Consider the following 25989-nt stretch of genomic DNA (forward strand, 5'->3'; position numbering starts at 1 on the left):
GCTTTCTCATCGGATACATCCCGCCGGCTTACGCCTGTCCGAGCTCGCGCAACGCCAGATTGAAGTGTTGCCCCAGCTCACGCCGATGAACCGGATGCTCCATCATCGACACATGGTCGCCGTTGACCTGGCTGACGCGGACGGTCGCCGGCGGCAGCAGCTTATCCCATCCCAACGCGGAAGCGTCTTCGCGGCAATATCCCGCCTGCTTGATCCTCTGCCAATACGCCTGGAACTGTGCGTTCTGCGAATTGACGGAAACCTGCTCCTGCTTCGCCTTGAACAGATGGATTTTCAGCGATGCGGGCTGCACCAGGGTCGCTTCCACCAGTTTGGCGTAGTGGTGCCGCTGCTGCCAGAGCGCCGCCTCGTCGGCCACTTCCTCACGCTGAGTCTTGATCCCGGCGCGTTGCACGGCTGCAATCGCCTCCGGCAACGGCAGCTCGGCCAACTGCTGACAGAACTGCGGATCCGGCCTTTCCTGCGTTGACTCCACCCAGTTCAGCAACAGCTGGACCGGGCTGTGCATCGCCTCCACCGGCCGCAACGTGTCGATCAACCCCAGGAAGGCGACCGCTTCCCCGGCCGATTGCAGCTGCTCGGCGATCGCATAGGCCAACACCCCGCCGGAAGAGTACCCCGCCAGATGGTATGGCCCCTGCGGCTGCACTTCGCGAATCAACGCCACGGCGCTGGCGGCCATATCGGACATGGTGGCCGGCTTCTCCTCCACCGCCGGCCACGGCACAGCGTAGACCGGGAAGGTCTCGTCGATCTCCTTGGCCAATTCAAACACGTAGGAGTGGTCGCCAAAGCCGGTCGGAACGAAGAATAGCGGCGGCCGGCTGCCGCTGCTGCGAGCCGGCACCGCTTTGCGCAGCGGAGCCTCTGCGGTGCGACGATCTATCCGCTCGGCCAGCTCGGCCAATATCGGATGGTTGAAGATCGCCTGTACCGGCAAGGTGATGCCTTGCTGACGCAGCTGGCTGGAAAGACGTACCGCCAGCAGCGAATGGCCACCGAGCTCGAAGAAATTGTCGTGGCGCCCTATCTGGCCAATCTCGAGCAGCTCACACCATACCCGCGCCAGCGTCGTTTCGGTCTTCCCCTGAGGCGCCGCATACTCCCGAGTGCCGACTGCCGCGCGCTCCGGCTCCGGCAAGGCGCGCCGATCCAGCTTGCCGTTGGCGGTCAACGGCAGCGCATCCAGCCAAACATAAGCCGACGGCACCATGTACTCCGGCAAACGTTCGCTCAGATAGGCCCGTAGCTGTCCCTGCAACGCGCTGCGGTCAACGTCGGCCGTCGGTACGATCCAGGCGACCAGGCGCGGATGATGTTCCGTCGAACAAACCTGCACCACCGCTTCCCGCACCCACGGGCTCGCCGCCAGCTGCACCTCAATCTCGCCCGGTTCGATGCGGAACCCGCGCAGCTTGATCTGCTGATCGCATCGCCCCTGGTATTCAAGACTGCCGTCCGGTAAATAACGCGCCAGATCGCCGGTGCGATACATGCGGCCGCCGCCGACCGGATTGAACGGATCGCTCAGGAAGCGCTGTGCCGTCAGTTCCGGTCGGTTCAGGTAGCCCAACGCCACCCCCACGCCGCCGATATGCAATTCCCCCACCGCTCCCATCGGCACCGGGCGCCCGCGGGCGTCCAGCAAGTAAGCGCGGGTATTGCCGATCGGTTTCCCAATCGGCAAGCGCGCCTCCCCTTCAGCCCGCTCGATACGTGCCGTTGTCGCAAAGGTGGTGGTCTCCGTCGGCCCATAGGCATGGATCAGGTGCACCGGCCCCCGCTCTTGCAACAACCGCGCATAAGCGCCCGGATCCTCTTTCTCCCCTCCGCTAATCAGATATTTCAACTGCGCCAGTGCGCCGCTGATGCTGTGCACATACTGATTGAACAGCGCAGTGGTCAAGAACAGCGTGGTGATGCGATGGCGTTGCAGTTCGGCCGCCAGACGCTCGGCCTCCATCATCACCTCCGGCGCGATCACCACCAGCGCACCGCCATTCAACAGGGCGGCCCAAACCTCCATCGTGCTGGCATCAAATGCCGGGTTGGCGGCAAAGGCGATGCGGTCGTCGGCGTCAAAGGCGGCGTAGCGGTTGTTGCGCACCAGACGCGTGATACCCTGGTGCGGCGTCATGACGCCTTTCGGCGTACCGGTCGAGCCGGAGGTATACATGATGTAAGCCGTCGCGCCGCTCGACACGCGCAACGCCGGGTTACCGTTATGATCTTCAGCTTCGCGATCCTCGACCGTCAGCTGCGGGATCTCCTCGTCGCCGATGGCGTCCGTCAGCATCAGGCAGGCGCCGCTGTCATCGGCGATCCACGCCTGACGCGCGGCCGGCAGTTGCGGATCGATGGGCACATACGCCGCCCCGGCCTTGATTACCGCCAATTGGGCGCAGACCAGTTCGATGCTGCGCGCCAGCCGCACCGCGACCCGGTCGCCCGGTTGTACGCCGCGCTCAATCAGCCGATGCGCCAACCGGTTGGCGCGCGCATTCAACTGTGCGTAGCTGAGCCGTTGCGCATCCTGGATCAAAGCGATGGCCTGCGGCGTCAGCCGCGCCTGCTGTTCAAACAGTTCGTGCACGCAGGTATCCGCCGGGTAAGCTTCCGCCGTATGATTCCAGCGGCACAGCTGCAGCGCATACTCTTCATCCGGCATCACCTCCAGTTCACAGACCGGTGTCTGAGGCGCCTGCTCCAATGCCTGCGCCAATGCGCTCAACGCCTGCGCCATATAGCCGCACACGCGCTGCGCTTCAATCGGCTGCCTGACCTGCGCCGTCAGGCCCAGCGAATCACCGCCGTCCTCGACCGACAGCACGAACGGATAGTTGGTGCGTTCCTGGCTATCGAGCAGCGTCACGCCGGTCGGCAATGCGGTATCCTCGCCGCTGTTATGCCGGTAGTTCAGCAGGGCACTGAACAGCGGCGTGCCCGCGGCGACGCCGCTGCAGCGCTGCGCCAACGCCAGCGGCGCATGCTCATGGGCCAGCAGCCCGCTCAGCCGGATGTGTGCCTGCAACACCGCCGATTCCGCGCCGACCTCGTTGACATCCAGCCGCAGCGGCAACGTATTGATAAACAATCCGAGCGCCCGTTCCGCCCCGTCTCCGGCCTGCATGCGGCCCAACAATACGGTGCCGAATACCACCTCATCGCGGCCGGTAGCGCGCGCCAACACCTGCGCCCAGGCCAGGTGGCACAGGCTGGCCAGGCTGACGCCCAGCCGCCGCGCCTGCCGCCGCAGCTGTTGGTTGAGCGCAGGCGGTAAGGCCAGGTGCGCCGTCGAGATATCCCGCCCTTCGCCATGCACGTCGCTCAGGCCGAACGGCAGCGACGGTTCATCGATATCCGCCAGCATAGTGCGGAAGAACCGTTCGTGTTCGGCCTTGCTGACGCCGAGCCTTGCCTGCGCCACCGCGTTGCGGAACGGCGGTGCCTTGGCCAGTTCGTCCCCGCGCCCGGCCAGGATCAGGTTGATCTCCTCCTGCATCACCGCCAGGGTCGAGTGGTCGCCGATCAGGTGATGCCATTGCTGGAGCACGCACCAACTGCCTTCTTCCCCCTGTGCGGCGACAAAGCTCAGCAACGGTGCGCGCGTCAGATCAGGCCGCACGCGGCGCGGATCAAACAACGCCGTCAGCCGCGAACCGATCTCGCCCTCCTCCGGATTGAGCCGCAGTTCTCGCAGCGACAACTGGGCCTTGCGCCACACCACCTGCACCGGTGATGACACGCCCTGCGTGATGAACGCGGTACGCAGAATGTCATGGCGATCGATCACCTGCTGCATCGCCGCCAGCCAGGCGTCCAGACGCGCACGGCTGTCGAAACGCAGCACCGCGGACAGCTGGTACGGGTCGCCCCGTTCCGCCAGCAGATGGTGGAACAAAATCCCCTCCTGCAGCGGCGACAAGGCGTAGATATCCTGTACGTTGGCCACACCGCCCGGCACCTGCGCCACCACCGCGTCGATCTCCGGCTGGCTCAGCGTCGCCAGCGGCAACATCTCCGGCGTAATGGCTACGCAGCCCGGCAGGATACCGTTGGCCGGCACGCTCACTTCCTGCTGCGTGACCAACGTCTGCGCCAGCGTTGACAGCGTCGGCGCGGTGAACAGCGTTTGCACCCCGGCGCTCAGCCCGACACGGCGCAGCTGCGCCATCAACTTCACCGCCAGCAGCGAGTGGCCGCCCAATTCGAAGAAGTTATCGTGGCGCCCGACCCGCTCAATGCCCAGCAGCTCGCGCCAGATCCCCGCCAGCAGCGTTTCCAGTTCGCCTTCAGGTTCGGCGTAAACCTCACGCACGTAGGCGTCCTCCTGCGGCTCAGGCAGCGCGCGCCGATCCAGTTTGCCGTTCGGCGTCAGCGGTAGCGTATCCAGCGCCACCCAGGCCGCCGGCAGCATAAACTCCGGCAACATCCCCGCCAGATACTGTCGCAGCGTCACCGCCAACGTCTGGCGATCCGCGTCAGCCTCCGGCACCACCCAAGCTACCAGTCGCTTATTGTCCGCTTCGCCGAGGACATCCACCACCGCTTCGCGCACCGCCGGATGACCGGCCACTCGCGCCTCGATCTCACCGCATTCGATGCGGAAGCCGCGAATTTTCACCTGCCGATCGTTGCGTCCCAGGTAGTCGATATTGCCGTCCGCCAGATAGCGCGCCAGATCGCCGGTGCGATACATCCGCTCGCCTGGGTTAAACGGATCCGCCAGGAATCGCTCTGCCGTTAACTCTGCTCGGTTGAGATAACCCAGCGCCACCCCGGGGCCGGCGATGTAGATCTCGCCGGTCGCGCCGAGCGGCACCGGTTGCCCGTGCTCATCCAGCAGATAAATCCGGGTATTGCCGATCGGCCGCCCGATAGGCAAACGCTGCCATGGATCCACTCGCTCGATCGTGGCCGTCGTGGCGAACACCGTACACTCGGTCGGCCCATAAGCGTTGATCAGCCGTACCGGCCCAGCCTCTTTCAGCATGCGGGCAAAGGCGTGCGGATCCGCCGCTTCACCGCCGCTCAGCAGATATTTCAACTGCGCCAGCGTCGCGGCGATGCTATGGGCATATTGGTTAAACAACGAGGTGGTCAGGAACAAGACGTTAATCCCTTGCCGCACCAGCGCCGCCGCCAACGCCTCGGCTTCCGTCAACACTTCCGGCGCAATGATCGCCAGACTGGCGCCATTCAACAGGGCTCCCCACATTTCCAGCGTGCTGGCGTCAAACGCCGGATTGGCGGCGAAAGCGAAGCGATCGCCGCGTTCAAACGACGCAAAACGATTGTTGATCGCCAGCCGGAGGATGCCTTGGTGCGTCACCATGACGCCTTTAGGCGTACCGGTCGAGCCCGAGGTATACATGATGTAGGCCGGCGCGCCGCCGGCGCGAGGCACCGCCGGATCGTGGGTCGGATTCTGCCGCAGCCGATCGACACGCAGGCAGGCGATCTCGCCGGCTATCTCGCGGTCGATATCGCGATCGCACAGGATCAACGACGCCCCGCTGTCGCCGATGATCCACGCCTGCCGCGCAACGGGCAGGTGCGGATCGAGCGGCACATAAGCGGCCCCCGCCTTGAGGATCGCCAGCTGGGCGATGACCAGAGAAACGCTGCGTTCAAGCGACGTGGCCACGCGATCGCCCGGGCGCACGCCCTGTGCGATGAGTTGGTGCGCCAGTTGGTTGGCGTGGGCGTTCAATTGGGCGTAGCTCAGGCTGTCCCGATCGTTCACCACCGCAACGGCGTCCGGCGTGCGCTGCGCCCACTGTTCAAACAGGACGTGGGCACTGCTCTGCGCCGGATAAACTTCCGCGGTTCGGTTCCAGCCGTACAACAACAGTTCGCGCTCGGCAGCCGGCAGCAGATCGAGATGCGACGCAGGCTGCGTAGCATTTGTCGCCATCGCCCGCAGCACCTGCACCAGGTAAACGCCGTAACGCTCGGCGGTAGTGCGGTCGAACAGCGCCGTGGCGAAGTTCAGCGTCCCGCTGATTTGCTCGTCGCGCTCCGCCAGATCGAGCGTCAAATCATACTTGGCGATCTGATAGCCCAACTCGGCACTCTCGGCCTGCAGCCCAGGCAGCGAGATATCGCGCACCGAGCCGTCCTGCCAGGCCAGCATCACCTGGAACAGCGGGGTATAGCCCAGGTGGCGCGGCGGATTGACCAGCTCCACCACCTGCTCAAACGGCAGATCGCGATTTTCCCGTGCCGCCAGCACCGCGTGGCGGATCCGCGCGATCAGCGTCGGCAGATCCGGATCGTCGCTAAGATCGATGCGCAGGGCCAGCGTGCTGACGAAGAAGCCGACCAGCGATTCGGTTTCCAGCCGGCCACGGTTGGCCTCCGGCGTGCCGATCACCAGCTCCTGCTGCCCGGCCATGCGCGCCAGCACCAGGCTCCAGGCCGCCAGCACCGTCATGAACAGCGTGCCGCCATGCTGCCGGCTGAACTGCCGCAGCGCCTGCGTCAGCTCGGCGTCGATCGCGATCGGCACCTCCCCGCCGCTGAAAGACTGCACCGTCGGACGCGGCCGGTCGGTCGGCAGCGTCAGCAGCGCCGGCGCACCGCTCAGCGTTTCGCGCCAGTATTGCGCCTGCGCCGCCAGCCGCTCCGGCGTCAGATAGCGACGCTGCCAGGCGGCGTAATCTGCGTATTGCAGCGGCAGCGGCGGCAGCGGATCGGCATCGCCGCGACGCAAAGCGCCGTACAACGCCCCCAAATCACGCAGCAGAATGCCGGTCGACCAACCGTCGGAGACGATGTGATGACAGGTGAGCAGGAACAGGTGCTCCTCATCCGCCAGGCGGATCAGCGCGGCGCGCACCAGCGGCCCCTGCGTCAAATCAAAAGGCGCCTCCGTCAGGCGCTGCGCCAGTTGCCGCGCCTGGCTCTGAGCATCCTGCCGCCCACGCAGATCGTGAACCGTCAACGGCAGCGCGTCTGCCGGCAGAATGTGCGCCTGCGGCTGCCCCTCGACGGTGACAAACCGGCTGCGCAACGCTTCGTGGCGGGCATAGAGCGCATCCAGGCTCTGCCGCCAGGCGGGCAGATCCAGCTCGCCGCGCAGGCTCAGCGCCAGGGGAATATGGTAAGTTTCACTCAGGCCTTCCAACTGCGTCAGGAACCACAAACGCTGCTGGGCAAACGACAGCGGCAACGCGGCGCCGCGTGGCATAGCCTCGATCGGCGGCAGCGCCTCATCGGTTCTCCGCAGTTGCTGCGCCAATGCCAGCAGCGTCGGGTTGGCGAACAGGACCTGCAACGGCAGCTGCCATTCCATCTGCTGCAGACGGTTGGTCAGACGCACCGCCAGCAGCGAGTGGCCCCCCAGCTCGAAGAAGTTATCGTGGCGCCCGACCCGCTCCACGTTCAGCAGCTCGCGCCAGATCGCCGCCAGCAGCGTTTCGTGTTCACCCTGCGGCGCTTCGTACGCCGCCTGGCTCTGCGCCCCCTGCGGCTCCGGCAACGCCCGCCGATCCAGTTTGCCGTTCGGCGACAGCGGCAACGCCGCCACCACCACCCAGGCCGACGGCACCATATAGTCCGGCAGCGCCGCGCTCACATGCTGCCGCAGCGCGCCCGCCAGCGTTTCTTCCGCCACGTCCGCGGCCGGCACCACCCACGCCACCAGCCGTTTGTCGTCGCCCACCGCCCGTGCATCCACCACCGCTTCGCGCACCGCCGGGTGCGTCGCCAGCGCCGCCTCTATCTCCCCGCATTCGATGCGGAAGCCGCGGATTTTTACCTGCTGATCGTTGCGCCCCAGGTACTCGATGTCGCCGTTCGCCAGATAACGCGCCACGTCGCCGGTGCGGTACATCCGCCCGCCCGGCGCGAACGGATCGGCAAGGAAACGTTCTGCCGTCAGTTCAGGCCGGTTCAGGTAGCCCCGCGCCACCTGCACCCCGCCGATATACAGCTCGCCCACCGCCCCCAGCGGCACCGGCTGCCCGCGCTCGTCCAGCAGGTAGATGCGCGTGTTGGCGATCGGCCGCCCGATCGGCACCGACACCCGCTCCGCCTCCCGCGAACAGTGCCAGGCGGTCACGTCCACCGCCGCCTCCGTCGGCCCATACAGGTTATGCAACTCCGCCTGCGGCAGCCGGCGGTAAAACTCCGCCACCAGCGTCGCCGGCAGCGCTTCCCCGCTGCACATTACCCGCACCACCTGCCCGCAGCGCGTCGCCGCCTGCCCGTCCGCCAGGAAGCTTTGCAGCATCGACGGCACGAAGTGCAGCGTGGTGACGCCATACTGTTCGATGGCGCGGCTCAGGTAGTCCGGATCCTTGTGCCCTTCCGGCTTCGCCATCACCAGACGCGCGCCGACCATCAGCGGCCAGAAGAACTCCCACACCGAGACGTCGAAGCCGAACGGCGTTTTTTGCAGCACCGTGTCCGCCGCCGTCAGGCCGTAGGCCTCCTGCATCCACACCAGCCGGTTGACCACCCCGCGATGTTCGTTCATCGCGCCCTTCGGTTTACCGGTCGAGCCCGAGGTGTAAATCACGTACGCCAGGTGCGACGCCTGCGCGCGCCGTTCCGGGTTCTCGGCACTCAGCGTCTCCGGCAACGCCGCCTCCAGCGCCAGCTGTGGCGTCACGGGTTCGCCCAGCGCCGCCCGGCCGGCGGCGTCCGCCAGCAGCAGCACCGGGTCGGCATCCTGCAGGATGTACTGCAGGCGTTCGCCCGGATAGGCCGGATCGAGCGGCACATAGGCGCCGCCGGCCTTGAGGATACCGAACAGCGCCGTCACCATGTTCAGGCCGCGTTCGGCGCACACCGCCACCCGGCTGTCCGGGCCGACGCCGCGCGCTATCAGCGCGTGCGCCAGCCGGTTGGCGCGGGCGTTCAGCTGGGCGTAGCTCAGGCTTTCCGTGCCGCTCACCAGCGCGGTGGCGTGCGGCGTGCGGCGCACCTGCTGCTCGAACAGCGCCGCCAGCGTCTGATCCAGCGGGTAGTCACGCTCGGTGCGGTTCCAGCCATGCAGCAGCAGTTCGCGTTCCGCCTCCGGCACCACCGCCAGTGAACACACCGGCGTCTCCGGCGCCTGCTCCAGCGCTTGCGCCAGTGAGCTCAGCGCCTGCACCATATAGTCACACACCCGCTGGGCATCGACCGTCTCGGTCACCTGCGCCGTCAGGCCCAGCGAATCGCCGCCGTCCTCCACCGATAACACGAACGGATAGTTGGTGCGCTCTTCGGCGCTCAGCAAGCTGACACCTTCCGGCAACGCCACGGCTTCGCCGTTGTTGTGGCGATAGTTGAGCAAGGCGCTGAACAGCGGCGCCCCAGGGCTGACGCCGCTGCAGCGCTGCGCCAATGCCAGCGGCGCATGTTCATGCGCCAGCAGCCCGCTCAGCCGCACGTGCGCCTCTCTTGCCGCCGTCTCCACGCCTCGCCGATCGATGTCCAGACGCAGCGGCAACGTGTTGATAAACAATCCCAATGCCCGTTCCGCGCCTTCGCCGCCCTGCAGACGCCCCAGCAATACGGTGCCGAACACGACCGCGTCTCGCCCGCTGACGCTCGCCAGCACCTGCGCCCAGGCCAGGTGGCACAGGCTGGCCAGGCTGACGCCCAGCCGCCGCGCCTGTCGCCGCAACCGCAGGTTCAGCGCCGAAGAGAGTGCCTGGTAGCGGCAGGCGATTTGCCGCCCTTCGCCGTGCACGTCGCTCAGGCCGAACGGCAGCACCGGCTCGCGGATATCCGCCAGCATGTCGCGGAAGAAGCTTTCGTGCTCCGCCTCGCTGAGAGCCAGGCGCGCCTGCGCCACCGCATTGCGGAACGGCTGGGCAACGCCCAGCTGTGCCCCACGGCCGGCGAGGATCTCGCCGATCTCTTGCTCCATGAAGGCCAGCGTGGAGTGATCGCCAATCAGATGATGCCACTGCTGCAAGGCGCACCAGCTGCCGTCCTCCTCCGGCGTGACGGTAAAGTTGAGCAGCGGCGCGCGGGTCAGATCCTGCCGCTGCTGCAACGGATCAAAGCTGGCCGCCAGCTGTCGCCAAATCGGGCCGTCAGCCGGATCGAAACGCCGCTCGCTCAGCGCCAGCTCAGCCTTGCGCCACACCACCTGCACCGGCGAGGACATGCCCTGCGTGATGAACGCGGTGCGCAGAATGTCATGGCGATCGATCACCTGCTGCACCGCCGCCAGCCAGGCGTCCAGGCGCGCACGGCTGTCGAAACGCAGCACCGCGGACAGCTGGTACGGGTCGCCCCGTTCCGCCAGCAGATGGTGGAACAAAATCCCCTCCTGCAGCGGCGACAAGGCGTAGATGTCCTGTACGTTGGCCACGCCGCCCGGCACCTGCGCCACCACCGCGTCGATTTCCGGCTGGCTCAGCGTCGCCAGCGGCAACATCTCCGGCGTAATGGAGGCCCCGCCCGGTAAAATCCGGTTTTCCGGTATGTCGACCTCACCTTGCGCGCTCATCGCCTGCGCCAGCGCCGACAGCGTCGGCGTTGAGAACAGCGTCTGCACGTTCGCTCCCCAACCGGCGCGCCGCAGCTGAGCCATCAACTTCACCGCCAGCAGCGAGTGGCCCCCCAGCTCGAAGAAGTTATCGTGGCGCCCGACCCGCTCCACGTTCAGCAGCTCGCGCCAGATCGCCGCCAGCAGCGTTTCGTGTTCACCCTGCGGCGCTTCGTACGCCGCCTGGCTCTGCGCCCCCTGCGGCTCCGGCAACGCCCGCCGATCCAGTTTGCCGTTCGGCGACAGCGGCAACGCCGCCACCACCACCCAGGCCGACGGCACCATATAGTCCGGCAGCGCCGCGCTCACATGCTGCCGCAGCGCGCCCGCCAGCGTTTCTTCCGCCACGTCCGCGGCCGGCACCACCCACGCCACCAGCCGTTTGTCGTCGCCCACCGCCCGTGCATCCACCACCGCTTCGCGCACCGCCGGGTGCGTCGCCAGCGCCGCCTCTATCTCCCCGCATTCGATGCGGAAGCCGCGGATTTTTACCTGCTGATCGTTGCGCCCCAGGTACTCGATGTCGCCGTTCGCCAGATAACGCGCCACGTCGCCGGTGCGGTACATCCGCCCGCCCGGCGCAAACGGATCGCTCAAGAAGCGCTCCGACGTCAGTTCAGGCCGGTTCAGGTAGCCCCGCGCCACCTGCACCCCGCCGATATACAGCTCGCCCACCGCCCCCAGCGGCACCGGCTGCCCGCGCTCGTCCAGCAGGTAGATGCGCGTGTTGGCGATCGGCCGCCCGATCGGCACCGACACCCGCTCCGCCTCCCGCGAACAGTGCCAGGCGGTCACGTCCACCGCCGCCTCCGTCGGCCCATACAGGTTATGCAACTCCGCCTGCGGCAGCCGGCGGTAAAACTCCGCCACCAGCGCCGCCGGCAGCGCTTCCCCGCTGCACATCACCCGCACCACCTGCCCGCAGCGCGTCGCCGCCTGCCCGTCCGCCAGGAAGCTTTGCAGCATCGACGGCACGAAGTGCAGCGTGGTGACGCCGTACTGTTCGATCGCGCGGCTCAGGTAATCCGGATCCTTGTGCCCTTCCGGCTTCGCCATTACCAGACGCGCGCCGACCATCAGCGGCCAGAAGAACTCCCACACCGAGACGTCGAAGCCGAACGGCGTTTTTTGCAGCACCGTGTCCGCCGCCGTCAGGCCGTAGGCCTCCTGCATCCACACCAGCCGGTTGACCACCCCGCGATGTTCGTTCATCGCGCCCTTCGGTTTACCGGTCGAGCCCGAGGTGTAAATCACGTACGCCAGGTGCGACGCCTGCGCGCGCCGTTCCGGGTTCTCGGCACTCAGCGTCTCCGGCAACGCCGCCTCCAGCGCCAGCTGTGGCGTCACGGGTTCGCCCAGCGCCGCCCGGCCGGCGGCGTCCGCCAGCAGCAGCACCGGGTCGGCATCCTGCAGGATGTACTGCAGGCGTTCGCCCGGATAGGCCGGATCGAGCGGCACATAGGCGCCGCCGGCCTTGAGGATACCGAACAGCGCCGTCACCATGTTCAGGCCGCGTTCGGCGCACACCGCCACCCGGCTGTCTGGGCCGACGCCGCGCGCTATCAGCGCGTGCGCCAGCCGGTTGGCGCGGGCGTTCAGTTGGGCGTAGCTCAGGCTTTCCGCGCCGCTCACCAGCGCGGTGGCGTGCGGCGTGCGGCGCACCTGCTGCTCGAACAGCGCCGCCAGCGTCTGATCCAGCGGGTAGTCACGCTCGGTGCGGTTCCAGCCATGCAGCAGATGCTCCCGTTCGGCAAGCGGCAACAAATCGATATGGGATACTGACCGTGGGCTATTCAGCGTCATCGCCCGCAGCGCCTGTACCAGGTAAACGCCGTAGCGTTCGGCGGTGGCGCGATCGAACAATGCCGTGGCGAAGTTCAGCGTACCGCTGATGCCTTCGCCGGTATCGGCCAGATCGAGCGTCAGATCAAACTTCGCCGCGCTGTATTCCAGCCCGGCCAGCTCGGCCTGCAGCCCAGGCAGCGGAATATCGCGCACCGAGCCGTCCTGCCAGGCCAGCATCACCTGGAACAGCGGGGTATAGCCCAGATGACGCGGCGGATTGACCAGTTCCACCACCTGCTCGAACGGCAGATCGCGATTTTCCTGCGCCGTCAGCACCGTGTGGCGGATCCGCGCGATCAGCGTCGGCAGATCCGGATCGTCGCGAAGATCGATGCGCAGCGCCAGCGTGCTGACGAAGAAGCCGACCAGCGATTCGGTTTCCAGCCGGCCACGGTTGGCCTCCGGCGTGCCGATCACCAGCTCCTGCTGCCCGGCCATGCGCGCCAGCACCAGGCTCCAGGCCGCCAGCACCGTCATGAACAGCGTGCCGCCATGCTGCCGGCTGAATTGCCGCAGCGCCTGCGTCAGCTCGGCGTCTATCGCGATCGGCACCTCCCCGCCGCTGAAAGACTGCACCGTCGGACGCGGCCGGTCAGTCGGCAGCGTCAGCAGCGCCGGCGCACCGATCAGCGTTTCGCGCCAGTATTGCGCCTGCGCCGCCAAGCGCTCCGGCGTCAGATAGCGACGCTGCCAGGCGGCATAATCCGGGTATTGCAGCGTCAGCGGCGGCAGCGGATCGGCATCGCCGCGACGCAAAGCACCGTACAACGCCCCCAGTTCACGCAGCAGAATGCCGGTCGACCAACCGTCAGAGACGATGTGATGACAGGTGAGCAGGAACAGGTGCTCCTCATCCGCCAGGCGGATCAGCGCGGCGCGCACCAGCGGCCCCTGCGTCAAATCAAACGGTTGAGTGGCCGCCTGACGGCACAGCGTGTCGGCTTGCGCGGGGTGACGTCGCAGATCGTGGAACGCAAGCGGCAGCCCGTTTGCCGGCAAAATCTGCACCTGTGGCCGATCTTCCCGGGTGATGAACCGGCTACGCAGCGATTCGTGACGCGCATAGAGCGCATCCAGACTATGTTGCAGCGCCTGCCGGTCCAACCGGCCGTGCAGCCGCAGCGCCAGAGGGATATGGTAGGTTTCGCTCATCCCTTCCAACTGGGTCAGGAACCACAGGCGTTGCTGGGCGAACGACAGGGGCAATTCGCCGTCGCGCGCCACCGGCAGTATCGGCTGCGGTTCCTGAGCCGGCGCAACTTCCAGCGCCTGCGCCAGCACGTGCAGTACCGGGCTGGCGAACAGCGCCTGCAACGGTAACTGCCATCCGGCCTGTTGCACGCGGTTAGCCAGGCGCACCGCCATCAGCGAATGCCCGCCCAGTTCGAAGAAGTGGTCATAGCGACCGACGCGCTCTACGCCCAGCAGCTCGCGCCAGATAGCCGCCAGCAGGTTTTCTGCCTCGCCCTGCGGCGGCGCATAGGCTTCACGCACATAGGCGTCGACCTGCGGCACCGGCAGAGCCCGCTTGTCCAATTTGCCGTTGCCGGTCAGCCGCAACGCCTCCAGCCAAACGTAAGCCACCGGCACCATATAATCCGGCAGCCGCGCCTGCAGATGCTGACGCAGCCCGGTCGCCAGCGTAGCGCGTTCGGCTTCCGGTGCCGGAACCACCCACGCCACCAGTCGCTTGCCCCCGTCGCCATCGTCAATCGCGTCCACGGCTACGCTGCGCACGCGCGGATCGGTACTCAGCTGAGCCTCCACCTCGCCGCATTCGATGCGGAAACCGCGGATTTTTACCTGCTGGTCATTGCGCCCCAGGTATTCGATATCGCCACCCGGCAGATAGCGCGCCAGATCGCCGGTACGATACATGCGCGCACCCGGCGCCCGGTTGAAAGGATCATCGAGAAAACGTTCCGCCGTCAATTCGGGCCGGTTCAGGTAACCCCGCGCCACTCCTTCGCCGCCGACGTACAGTTCGCCGATCGCCCCCATCGGCACCGGTTCGCCGTCGGCGCCCAGCAGATACAAGCGCAAATCCGGGATGCGGCTGCCGATCGGACTGGTGGTGATCGCCGTATCCTGCGCCGACAGCGGCCGATAAGTCACATGCACCGTGGTCTCGGTGATACCGTACATGTTGATCAACCGTGTCTGCCGGTTCTCTGGACGAGCAAACCACGGCGCAAGATCGCAAGGCTTCAGCATTTCGCCACCGAACACGATCTCGCGTAGCTGCTGGCGCGCTTCGCTGTGCGCCTGAGCCTGGATAAAGGCTTTGAAGGCGCTCGGCGTCTGGTTCAATACCGTGATGCCGCTGCGGCAGACGAAATGATAAAAATCCGGCGCCGAGCGGGCGATCGCCTGCGGTACGATGAACAGCTGGCCGCCATACAGCCAGGCGCCCCAGATCTCCCAGACCGAGAAGTCGAAGGCGAATGAGTGGAACAGGCACCACCTGTCGGCGGCGCTGAAGTTGAACCAGGCGTTCGTCGCGCTGAACAACCGCGCGACCTGCCGGTGCTCCACCATCACCCCTTTGGGTTTGCCGGTCGAGCCGGAGGTATAAATCACATATGCCAGGTGCGCCGGGCGCACCCCGACGTCCTGCAGATCGTCGCTTTCTCCCGTCAGTGGCTGTTCCAGCGCCAGCACCGGCACCTCGCAGTCACCCAGCGCTTGTCGGCCGAGCTCATCCGCCAACAGCAGCACCGGCGCTGAGTCCGCCAGGATGTACTGTAGCCGCTCGCCGCTATAGGCGGGATCCAGCGGCACATAGGCGCCGCCGGCTTTGAGGATCCCCAGCAGCCCGACCAGCATCGGCAGCCCGCGCCCGGCACACAGCGCCACCAAGCTGTCCGGCTGCACGCCAAGCTGTACCAGCCGATGGGCCCAGCGGTTCGCCTGGGTATTCAATTCCGCGTAGGTCAGGCTGTCATCGCCATACGTCACCGCGATCGCCTCCGGCGTCCGTTTGACCTGCGCTTCGAACAACCGGTGCAGACAGGCCCTCGGCGAATGTGAAGCGACGGTGTGGTTGAGGCCCTGCAGCAACTGCGCGCGTTCTTCCTCGGAAACCAGACTGAGTTCGCCGACGGTGCGACGATGAGAACCCGCCCTCACCGCGTCGTTGAGCAGCATCAGCAGATGTTGCGTCGCCCGCAACATCTGCTCGTCAGCCACGGAGGCGGCGTCGTAGACCCAACGGAACGCGCCGTCAGCCTTGCAGATTTGCAATACCGCGCGCGAGCCGGAAGCCATGATGGCGGCAACCCCCTCGTCTTCAGGCTGCAACCCCTGCGCCGAGCGCCGGCTGACGATCGATACCGCCGTCGGCCAAGTCTGAGACGCTCGCAGGTCCGCATCGCGCGTCAGCAACGCGGGATGATAATCGGCATGAGTGCGCAGCTGGCTATATTCCTGTTCCAGCGCGGCCAACGCCTGCTGGAAATTGCCGGTGTGATCAACAGAGACCTGCAGCGGCAGCACGCGCGCGCTCAGGTGAGCCCAACGCCCCCAATTCCGATCGTCCGGGGTGATCCACCCCAGCTGAAAATCGGTTTCATTGCACATGCGCGCCAGATAAAGGGTTGCTGCCGCCAGCACCTGCTCGCCGGCAATTTTTTCCATGCGCTGCCAGGCCGTCGCCTGCCAGCGTGCGGGAAGATCCGCCTGGCGGCCAGGCCCCGGCGGGAACGGCGCCGGATAATAACGCGTCAGGCGCGGTTGCCAAAAAGCGGCGCTATCGGCGCTGGCGCCATACGCCGCGCCTAACAGCGAGGCTTCGGCAGCGTTAATCGTCGGCAAGACCGAGCCGACAGACAGGCCGCAGGCCTGCGCCAGCGCATCGCCTGGCTGAGCCGAGCCGTCGGCGCGCAAGAACGGCCCGACGCGCACCACGCCGGGGTTCGCGGCAATTACCCAGCCGTCGGCCTCGACGTGCAGCAGGGTACCGGGTTCGGCCTGCCGCTCATCGCTCACCGCCTGCAGCGCCGTCACGCCCAACACGCGCTCCGCCAGCAGCATCTTCGCCGCGCATCCCGCGCCATGGCTCAGCGAACTCACCAGGCGCTGCAGCGCCTCAGCCGGGCGATCCCAACGAATGATGCCGCCGGCAGGCGGTTGCCGACGGTTAGTGTAAAAGCTGCCGCCGGCCTCGGCATCCGCCAGCGCCGCCACTTGCCGATCCAACGCCTCGATCGTCCCCGCCGTTGATGCGTTCAGCGCCCGTAAAATAAACTGGAAACGGCGCTGCAAAACATCCAGATCGCCTAATGAATTTGCATAATCGGCGTCAGAAAAAGTGACGTCCAGCTCATTCGCCTGCTGGTCTTCATACAGCATAATCTGTAGATCGCCGGACGGAATATTCCCGCCATAATACCAACGGGTGCGGCATCCCCAGAAAGGATCGCCGTGGTCGAAAGAAACAATGTTAATTGAAGGGCCAAACCAGGCGGAATCCGTCGCGCCATTGTCACGCCGAATGTCCTCCCCACGATATAATTGATGACGAACCACTTTTGCTATTTCGGCCGCGACCTTTTGGATAAATTCGGCCAGACTCAGCTGGGGTTCAACCTTGATAATCAAAGGGACAACGTTAGAGGTCATACCAATACTGTTTCGTTCTCTCGTTCCGGTCACCGGCATGCTGAAATTAAGATATTCACTGCCGGTCAGGCTGTAGAAACATAATGCTACGGCGGCGGCCAATATATGTGCGCGGTGTACGCCGATATTGTCAGCTTGTTGCTGCAGCTGATCCAACGCCTCTTTTTCCAGCAGCTGCGTGTTGCGGTTCATCGCGGCGTCCGGGGTCAATATGGCTCTACGCGACAAACTCTGCGGCGCAGCGGCAGTATATTCCCGCCAAAAAGCCTGATCGGAAGAAAAGCGTGAGGAGTCGCGGTATTTGATGTCGTTTTCATAAAGCAGAGAGAAATTGCAGTTGGCGAATTCAGGGATGACGCCGCCGGACGCCAGCGCGTTATAGTAAGCCGCGATGCGCCGCATCACTTCCTCGGCACTGCGGCCGTCGGTGATCATATGGTGGAAACGCCGATAGAGGACATAGCGCTGCGGAGCGAGCGTAATCACATAAAAACTAAAAGGTTCCTCTCCCGTGGCGCGGCGCGGCAGCGCCGCATCCGCCACCATCCAGCGTCTGGCCGCCTGCAGGGGATCGGGTTCCTTACTGAGATCGAGTGTGAACAGCGGCTCATGTGTGCGTGGCGCGCGGTATTGATAAAGCTCACCGTCTTTTTCCACAAAATGCGCTTGCAGAGCCGGCGTTTCTTCGACGATAGCATCGATGGCTTGCCGCAGCAGCTTAACGTCGAGAGGCCCGTCAACCTGCCCATAGCCCCAGATATTGAACGACAACTCTTTGGAAATATTTTCCCCCAGCCAGAGTTCACGCTGGGCGATAGTCATTTCATGCAGTTCGACTTTCTCCGCCGCGGCCTGAGCACCCGTACGGAGTTCCCCACTCTTCACATCAGTTTGTTTGTTCATAATATTCTCTAGCACGTTTTCATTACGTTAATGAAAGGGACCGTCCGGATTTAGGCAAAGCCTGGCCGTCCGACAGTTCAGGTCAGAATAAAAAAACCGTAGAAAAGTTGGGTCTCCCCCCAACTAAGAAAGGATGAAATGGTTAATCCAGAGGTTCCCCCTGAGCCTCAATTTGTTGAGCTGTGAAGTATAGGAGAGGATATTTTTTTTGGCGAAATGTGCGAAAGGGAATAAATGACCATTTTATTTCCCCGATATTACTCAGGGATGACGAGCGTATTCCGCTTGTATTAATCTGAGATAATTAGAGAGGAACTCATATTCTTTTGTATTATTCACCGCAGTTAATGTGCAGCAATGCTTACGATAAGAGCCTCTCCATATCAATAAGTTATACTTTATTGTTTTTATGATAATAATTTATTATTTAATTAATTCATTGGCATTTAAAATGAACGGCAATTTTGCTCGCGGCGCATCTATCGTTTTTTGTTATAACGATGGGAAAAATTATGCTGAAAAATTTCTTCGTTTTTTCGGGCGTCAATCAACGGCATCGTTCCCAATGCCAGACAACGTAAAACGGGGCGGCAGAGCCCGCCCCGAGAGGTCTTACCACATCAGCCGGCCGATCAGCGGCGCGGCCACTACCGTGATAATGCCGGCCAGCATCATCACCAGGCTCGACACCACGCCCTCCTGCGGCCCCAGTTCATAAGCGCGGGCGGTGCCGGCGCCGTGCGACGAGGCGCCAAACCCGGCTCCCTTGGCCAGGCGGCTGCGCACCGCCAGCCGCAGAAACAGAATGTCGCCCACCGCCATGCCGAACACCCCGGTGATCACCACGAACAGCGCCACCAGATCCGGCTGCCCGCCCATCTGTTTGGCGGCCTCCAGCGCGAACGGCGTGGTAATCGAACGCACCGCCAGGCTGCGCTGCACCTCTTCCGGCAGCGTCAGCAGGCGCGCCAGCCACACCGAGCTGTACACCGCCACCAGTACCGCCGTCGTTACCCCGGCGGTCAGCGACAGCCAGTGGCGGCGGATGATGTGCAAATTCTCGTACACCGGCACCGCAAAGGCGATGGTCGCCGGCCCCAGCAGCCACAGCAGCCAGTGGGTTTCACCGATATAGTCCTGATAGGAGATGTGGGTGACCACCAGCAGCAGCACCAGGATCATCGGCGTCAGTACCAGCGGCATCAGCAGTAACGTGCGGCGGCGGCGGTACAGCTTCTTGTTGGCGAAGTAGAGCGCCAGCGTCGCCAGAAAGCAGGCCAGGCTGAGGATAAAATCATTCATGGCGCTGCTTCCGTCGCTGCAGCCAAATCTCCAGCCGATACACCCTGTCCACCACCAGCCCGGTGGCGCCCAGCGTCAGCATGGTGCTGACCGCGATCACCAGAAAGATCTTCCAGCCCTCGACCATCAGCAGCTGGGCATAGTTGACCACCGCCACCACCGCCGGCACGAAGAACAGCAGCATTTCCGCCAGCAGCCAGCGGGAGCCGGCCTTGACCCAGCTCAGCGGCAGAATGCGCAGCAGGATCAGCGCCAGCAGCATCAGCATGCCGACGATATTGGCGGGGAGCGGCAGGTGGAATTGTTGCACCAGGCGATCGGCGATCAGGAACAGCGCCGCATACAACGCCACCTGAATCGGCACCTGCAAACGGGTCAGCAGGGAGGGGGCAACGCGGCGTAACGCCAGAGACATGAAAGATGACCTCAAACAATAAATTGACGGCCTACAGTATACGCAGCCGGGAAACCACGCCTGAAATGAATTAAAATTATCGACATCATGCCGGCCGGGAATAGTTTCCCGCCGGTAGCGCCCTCAAGGAGGCCCCTAACGTGGATGTCCGCACCCTGCGCTACTTCGTTGAAGTGGTGCGCCAGCAAAGCTTCACCCGCGCCGCGGAAAAACTGTTCGTCACCCAGCCCACCATCAGCAAGATGCTGCGGCATCTGGAAGAGGAGCTGGAATGCACACTGCTGATCCGCGAAGGCCGCAAGCTGCGCCTGACCGACAGCGGCCAGGCGGTGTATCAGCGCGGCCTGACGATCCTCGACGAATTCCGCCAGCTGGAGGCGGAGCTGGAAGACATCAGCTCGGTGAAAAAAGGCGTGCTGCGGCTGGGCATTCCGCCGATGGTGGGCAGGCAGATCGCCGATCTGATCCGCCGCTTTCGCCAGACCTATCCCGGCATCGAATTGAAAATTTCCGAACTGGGCGGTCTGTCGGTCGAACAGGCGGTGATGTCCGGCGAACTGGATCTGGCGATGACGGTGCTGCCCTTCGATTCGGAACAGCCGCTGACCTTTCTGCCGCTGCTGGGCCACCCGATGTGCGTGGTGGCGCCGCGCACGCCGCAGTGGCTCAACCGCACCCGCATCAATATCGCCGAATTGGCCGACAGCCCGATCCTGATTTATAACGAAGACTTTGCGCTGTACAAGATGCTGATGAAGGCGTTTCGCCAGGCCGGTTTTGAACCGCAAATCGCGGTGCGCAGCGGCCAATGGGACTTTCTCGCCTCGATGGTGCAGGCCGGCGTGGGCATCGCCATGCTGCCGGAGCCGGTCTGCCGCTGGCTGGACAAGGAAAACCTGGTCTGGCTGCCGCTGGAGCCACGCATGGAGTGGAAAATCGGGCTGATCTGGCGCCAGGGCAGCTACCTGTCGCACAGCGCACAGGCTTGGATCGCCTGCTGCCGCGACTACTGGCCGCCGCTCAAGTAGCCAAAAAACAAGGGCCGCACAGGCGGCCCTTCGGGACAGAAATAGAGAGGAAAAACGTTAATTCCTCGTCTGAGGTTTAGCCTTCGCGCTCGATCAGCAGCGCTTCGAGCAAGTCGAGATCGTGCAGCAGTTTTTGCAGCGTCTCGTTGCTGATTTTCTGCGTGGCGCGCAGGTGGTACAGCTCGCCGCGCTCGGCGCGCAGCGCCGTCAGGCGGAAACGCCGCTCGAGGTTTTCCATCGCCAGCGCATTCTCGATGTCGTCTTTCGAGGCGATACGCCGCCGCAGCATGCCCGTCACCCGCGAGCTGACCTCTTTCAACACCTGCGGATCGAGGTTCTCTTCGGTATCGGCAACCAGGCGCTCTTCCATTTTATTCACGCTCTCGATCGCCACTTCGGCCGCCATGGCGATCGCCATGCGTTCTTCCTGCTTGCTGGCGCTCTTGTCGGCCACCTGCACGCCGCGCAGCAGCAGCGGCAACGCCAGCACGCCGACGATCAACGACAGCAGGATCACCCCGGCGGCGATAAACACCAGCTGATAGCGCGCCGGGAAGGCGGTGCCGTCGCTCAGCAACAGCGGTATCGACAGCACACCGGCCAGGGTAATCGCCCCGCGCACCCCGGCGAACGACGCCACCCACAGCTCACGCGTGCTGTAATCGCCGAACTGCAGCGGGCGCTTTTTCATAAAGCGGTTGCTGGCCTTCTTCATTACCCACAGCCAGGTGAAACGCAGCACCAGCAGCGCGGCGTAGATGGTGGCCACGTCGGCGAACAGGTACCAGGTCTGGATGGTCGGATCCAGCTCCGCCTGCAGGATGGAGGTCTCAAGAATGCCCGGCAGCTGCAGGCCCAACATGATGAACACCATGCCGTTGAATACGAATTCCAGCATCGCCCATACGCTGTTGGCGCGCAGGCGCATCGCCAGCGGCGCGTTGCGGATCACGCCGGACTGGCTGATGGTCATCCCCGCCGCTACCGCCGCCAGGATGCCGGAAACGCCGATATGTTCGGCGATCAGATAAGAAGCGAACGGCAGCAGCAGCAGGAACACGATCTGGGTCGCCGGATCGTCGCCGCTCCAGCGGCTCATCACCCGCAGCGATTTACTGTAGGTCCAGGTGACCGCCACGCCGGCCAGCAGGCCGCCGATCGCCACTTTGAGAAACTCGAGGGTTGCACCGCCCACGGTGAACACCATGGTGCCCATCGCCACCGCGATGGCGAACTTGAGCGACACCAGGCCGGATGCGTCGTTCATCAGCGCCTCGCCTTCGAGCACGCCCATGATCGGCTTGGGAATGCGCCCTTTGCCGACGATGCCGGACAATGCCACGGCATCGGTCGGCGACAGCACCGCCGCCAGCGCGAAGGCCGCCACCAGCGGAATGCCCGGCACCATGGCGTAGATCAGATAGCCGACGCCGACCACGGTGATCAGCACCAGCACCAGCGCCAGGCCGAGAATTTCACGCCCGTGGTGCAGGAATTCGCGCGTTGGCGTTTTCCAGCCGTCGGCGAACAGCAGCGGCGGAATGAACAGCACTAGGAACAGTTCGGGATCAAAGTCGACGTGCAGCCCGAAATGCGGCCAGGCCAACAGGGCCCCGATGGCGATTTGCATCAGCGGCAGCGGCACCTGGAACGGCAACATGCGCGTCACCACCCCGGACAGGGAGACCACCAGGATCAAAATGAGGATTGTAAAAAAGATTTCCATGCTTTCCTTAGACTCTACGATTCAGACGACATCGGCTCAGGGCCTGCGTTGGTCCCGATAGTAGATCACTTTTTTTACAGCCGTTAAAGCTTGTTGTGCCTTTCAAAACGCGGTGCAGAGCAGAAGAAGACTTATCTTAAGAAGGGAATTGCCGTGACAGCTTCCCTCGCCCGCCGGGCGAGGGAAACCCGAGGGCTTAGATCGCCCAGCCGCCGGCGTAGAACGCCACCAGCGCCACGGCGATCAGCACGGTGCCGATGTTCAGCTTGCGCCATTCGCCGGAGAAGATGCGGCCGATGACCAGCGAGCTGAAGCCCAGCATGATGCCGGTAACGATGTTGCAGGTCAGCACGATGAACACCGCGCACAGCAAGCCGGCCATCGCGTCGACGAAGTCGTTGAAGTCCAGCTTGGTGACGTTGCTCAGCATCAGCAGGCCGACGTACATCAGCGCCGGTGCAGTGGCATAGACCGGCACCAGATAGGCCAGCGGCGACAGGAACAGGATCAGCAGGAACAGAATGCCGACCACGGTGGCGGTCAGGCCGGTCTTGCCGCCCGCGGCGGTGCCGGCGGCGGATTCGATGTAGACCGCGGCGGGCGCGGCGCCCACCAGGCCGGAGAAGATGCTGCTCAGGGAATCCGAGGTCAGCGCCTTGCCGCCGTTGATGATCTGGCCGTCTTTATCCAGCAGGTTGGCCTGCCCGGCCACCGCGCGGATGGTGCCGGTGGCGTCGAACACTGCGGTCATCACCAGCGCCAGCACGCTCGGCAACACCACCGGCTGCAACGCGCCCATGATATCCAGGCTGAAGATCAACGATTTGCCGTCCGCGTCCGCCAGGCTCGGCATGGCGAACAGCCCCTGGTATTTCACCGCCGGGTCGAAGATCAGGCCGATGATGGAAATGGCGATGATCACCAGCAAAATGCCGCCGGGCACGCGCAGTTTTTCCAGGCCGAAGATCACCGCCAGGCCGACCAGCGTCATTACCACCGGGAAGGAGGTGAACGCGCCGAGCGCCACCGGCAGGCCATCCAGCGGATTCTTCACCACCAGGCCGACGCCGTTGGCGGCGATCAGCAGCAGGAACAGACCGATACCGATGCCGGTGCCGTGCGCCACGCCCATCGGCAGGTTGCGCAGGATCCAGGCGCGGATACCGGTGACCGAGATGACGGTAAACAGTACGCCCATCAGGAACACCGCGCCCAGCGCCACCGGAATGCTGATGTGCTGGCCCAGCACCAGGCTGAAGGCGGTGAAGGCGGTCAACGAGATCGCACAGCCGATCGCCATCGGCAGGTTAGCCCACAGCCCCATCAGCAGCGAGCCCAGACCGGCCACCAGGCAAGTGGAGACAAACACCGCCGCCGGTGGGAAGCCCGCTTTGCCCAGCATGCTCGGCACCACGATCACCGAGTACACCATCGCCAGGAAGGTGGTCAGCCCCGCCACCACCTCCTGGCGCACGCTGCTGCCGCGCGCGGAAATTTTAAAATAGCCATCAAGCCCGCCGGTTGGTTTTGCGGCGTGGTTCGCTTGAGAGTTCGACATAGGTTACTTCCCCTGTGTTTCATGAATCGGCCCGTCGCAGCAGGCCTGTAATCTCGCCCGCGCCCGATCGTCACGTAATCGTTTACGTCACGTTCCGCATCCGTGCCCTTCCTTCGCAGCGCCAACGGCGATGCGCACCAAGGCAAACGTTTAACTCGCAGCGCGCGGTACGGGTGATTTATGGTGGTTTATTCAAGGCAAACGATTATCCTGCCTTCCCTAGCGTCTAATCAACTAAAGATCGCGGCAATTTATGCAGAAAGCGGCGGAAATGGCGCCTGCACGATAAAACCGGGGCGACGAGCGCCCCGGCGAACGCCGTCACGGCGGGGTTATTGCGCCTGCGCCGCCGCGGGATCCATATACATCAATTCCCAGATATGGCCGTCCAGATCCTGAAAACCGTGGCCGTACATCACGCCGTAGTCCCGCGGCGGGTGGTAGGTGTTGCCGCCGCCGGCGACCGCCTTGCGCACCAGTTCGTCCACCGCCGCCCGGCTGGGCTGCGACAGGCAAACCAGCACTTCGGTGGCCTGTTTGGCGTCGCCGATCGGGTTCGGGGTAAACACCCTGAATTTGTCATGGGTCAGCAGCATCACGTAAATCGTGTCGCTGACCACCATGCACGCGGCGGTGTCATCGGTAAATTGCGGGTTGAAAGTGAAACCCAGGCGGGTGAAAAAAGCCATCGAGGCGGGCAGATCGCGGACAGGCAGATTAACGAAGATTTGCGTAGCCATGGGCTACCTCCGATGAAGAATGACCCCATCGAGTATAGCCCATCCGGTTAACTCAGCAGGTCGTAAGGGCCGCCCTGCTCCAACGCCCGCTGGTAGGCGGGCCGGGCGTGAATGCGCTGCAGAAAGCCGCGCAGTTTCGGGCAATCATCCAACGCGCCGCGCGCCGCCATCGCCTCCAGCGGGAAGCTCATCTGAATGTCCGCCGCGCTGAAGTCGTTGCCGACGAACCAGCTGCCCTTGTTCAGGTGCTGCTCGAGATACTCGCAGTGCGGCGCGATCTGCTTGTCGAGATATTCGCGCTGCACGCCCTTGCCGATCGCGCCGGCCACCGGCCGCAGCAGCCAGGGGATCGGCGGCTGGCCGAGGCGGCTGAACACCAGTTTCATCACCAACAGCGGCATCAGCGATCCTTCGGCGTAGTGCAGCCAGTAGCGGTATTGCTGGCGCGCGTGGAAGTCGGTCGGCATGAACATCCCTTGCGCGTCATAGGCTTCCTGCAGGTATTCGATGATGGCGCCGGATTCCGCCAGCGTCAGATCGCCGTCGACGATCACCGGTGATTTGCCCAGCGGGTGGATCTTTTTCAGCGCCGCCGGCGCCAGCATGGTCTGCGGATCGCGTTCGTAGCGTTGCACCTGATAGGGCACGCCCAGCTCTTCCAGAAACCACAGAATGCGCTGCGAGCGCGAATGATTGAGATGATGAACAATGATCATAAAGAAGCTCCTGTCCGCTGCCACACCAGTTCGCCCACCTGCACGCCGTTGCCGAGCTGCAAGGGCACCGTGCGCAACGTCAGCCGATCGCCGCTGAAAGCGTAAAAACGCACCTGACGGCTGCCTACCCAGTTGGGGAACGAGCAGCCTTCGACCTGATGCACCACCCGCTGCTCGCTTTCCTCCACCTGATAGCGGCCGAAGTAGCAAATCATATTGATGAAGGCGGCGCGGATCTCCCGCTCTGACCCCTGCGCCAAATCGTCGGCGGCGAAACGCGGCCGCACGGCGCTGTAAAGCTGCGCCGCCATCGTGCCGTTGGCCTCATAATGGATGCGCCCCAGCACCTGCTCGCCCAGCGGGTAATTCAGCTCGCCGTCCTGGTTCTCAAATGCCGAGGACACCAGCGCCCAGCTGCCGATAAATGCGTTTACCGTCATTACGCTTCTCCGGTTAAGGATCGTCTGTAAAGGGTAGTGGCGATTTTTACCGCGCGCCAGCGGATGAAAAAACAATCAGTTTATTTGACAGAGATACTCAAAACTCTCCGATTTTTTATTCCAGCCTGTCGCACTACTATTTAATACATCGAGAGACAACGGGCTCTCATCCAATCAATACGC

Annotated in this window: 9 protein-coding genes; 1 reads left to right on the plus strand and 8 read right to left on the minus strand. The window is 64.0% G+C overall.

From position 1 onward, the window contains the following. Positions 1–28: 28 nt before the first annotated feature. The 3 genes from SSARUM2_RS21745 to SSARUM2_RS21755 form a co-directional block, all read right to left on the minus strand. Positions 29–17881, minus strand: a complete 17853-nt coding sequence (locus tag SSARUM2_RS21745) for a non-ribosomal peptide synthetase (protein ID WP_282488510.1) — start codon at positions 17879–17881, stop codon at positions 29–31. A 612-nt stretch (positions 17882–18493) separates the two neighbouring features. Next, entirely contained in the window at positions 18494–19183 is a 690-nt protein-coding gene (locus tag SSARUM2_RS21750; RefSeq protein ID WP_004936833.1) for an LrgB family protein, read from the minus strand. Further along, positions 19176–19598, minus strand: coding sequence for a CidA/LrgA family protein (locus tag SSARUM2_RS21755; protein ID WP_004936830.1), 423 nt, complete (start codon positions 19596–19598; stop codon positions 19176–19178). The genes SSARUM2_RS21750 and SSARUM2_RS21755 overlap by 8 nt, the downstream gene beginning before the upstream one ends. A gap of 140 nt (positions 19599–19738) precedes the next feature. Here SSARUM2_RS21755 and SSARUM2_RS21760 point away from each other — a divergent pair, with 140 nt between their 5' ends. Continuing rightward, positions 19739–20626, plus strand: a complete 888-nt coding sequence (locus SSARUM2_RS21760) for a LysR family transcriptional regulator (protein ID WP_025304429.1) — start codon at positions 19739–19741, stop codon at positions 20624–20626. A gap of 76 nt (positions 20627–20702) precedes the next feature. Here SSARUM2_RS21760 and SSARUM2_RS21765 read toward each other — a convergent pair whose 3' ends face one another. The 5 genes from SSARUM2_RS21765 to SSARUM2_RS21785 all read right to left on the minus strand — a co-directional run bounded on the left by SSARUM2_RS21765 (position 20703) and on the right by SSARUM2_RS21785 (position 25806). Then, positions 20703–22352: a Na+/H+ antiporter gene (locus SSARUM2_RS21765; RefSeq protein WP_033636184.1), complete on the minus strand. Its 1650-nt coding sequence runs from the start codon at positions 22350–22352 to the stop codon at positions 20703–20705. 196 nt (positions 22353–22548) lie between these two features. Beyond that, positions 22549–23910, minus strand: a complete 1362-nt coding sequence (locus SSARUM2_RS21770; protein ID WP_033636185.1) for an NCS2 family permease — start codon at positions 23908–23910, stop codon at positions 22549–22551. Between the two features lie 332 nt (positions 23911–24242). After that, on the minus strand, positions 24243–24650 hold the full coding sequence (locus tag SSARUM2_RS21775; protein ID WP_039569623.1) for a VOC family protein: 408 nt from the start codon (positions 24648–24650) through the stop codon (positions 24243–24245). A 47-nt stretch (positions 24651–24697) separates the two neighbouring features. Further along, on the minus strand, positions 24698–25366 hold the full coding sequence (locus SSARUM2_RS21780) for a glutathione S-transferase (protein WP_033649718.1): 669 nt from the start codon (positions 25364–25366) through the stop codon (positions 24698–24700). Continuing rightward, on the minus strand, positions 25363–25806 hold the full coding sequence (locus tag SSARUM2_RS21785) for a lipocalin-like domain-containing protein (RefSeq protein WP_033636188.1): 444 nt from the start codon (positions 25804–25806) through the stop codon (positions 25363–25365). Before SSARUM2_RS21785 ends, SSARUM2_RS21780 begins: the two co-directional genes overlap by 4 nt. Positions 25807–25989: the final 183 nt, after the last annotated feature.

Origin of the sequence: Serratia sp. K-E0102, from assembly GCF_029962625.1 — a bacterium.
GTDB classification, from domain to species: domain Bacteria; phylum Pseudomonadota; class Gammaproteobacteria; order Enterobacterales; family Enterobacteriaceae; genus Serratia; species Serratia sarumanii.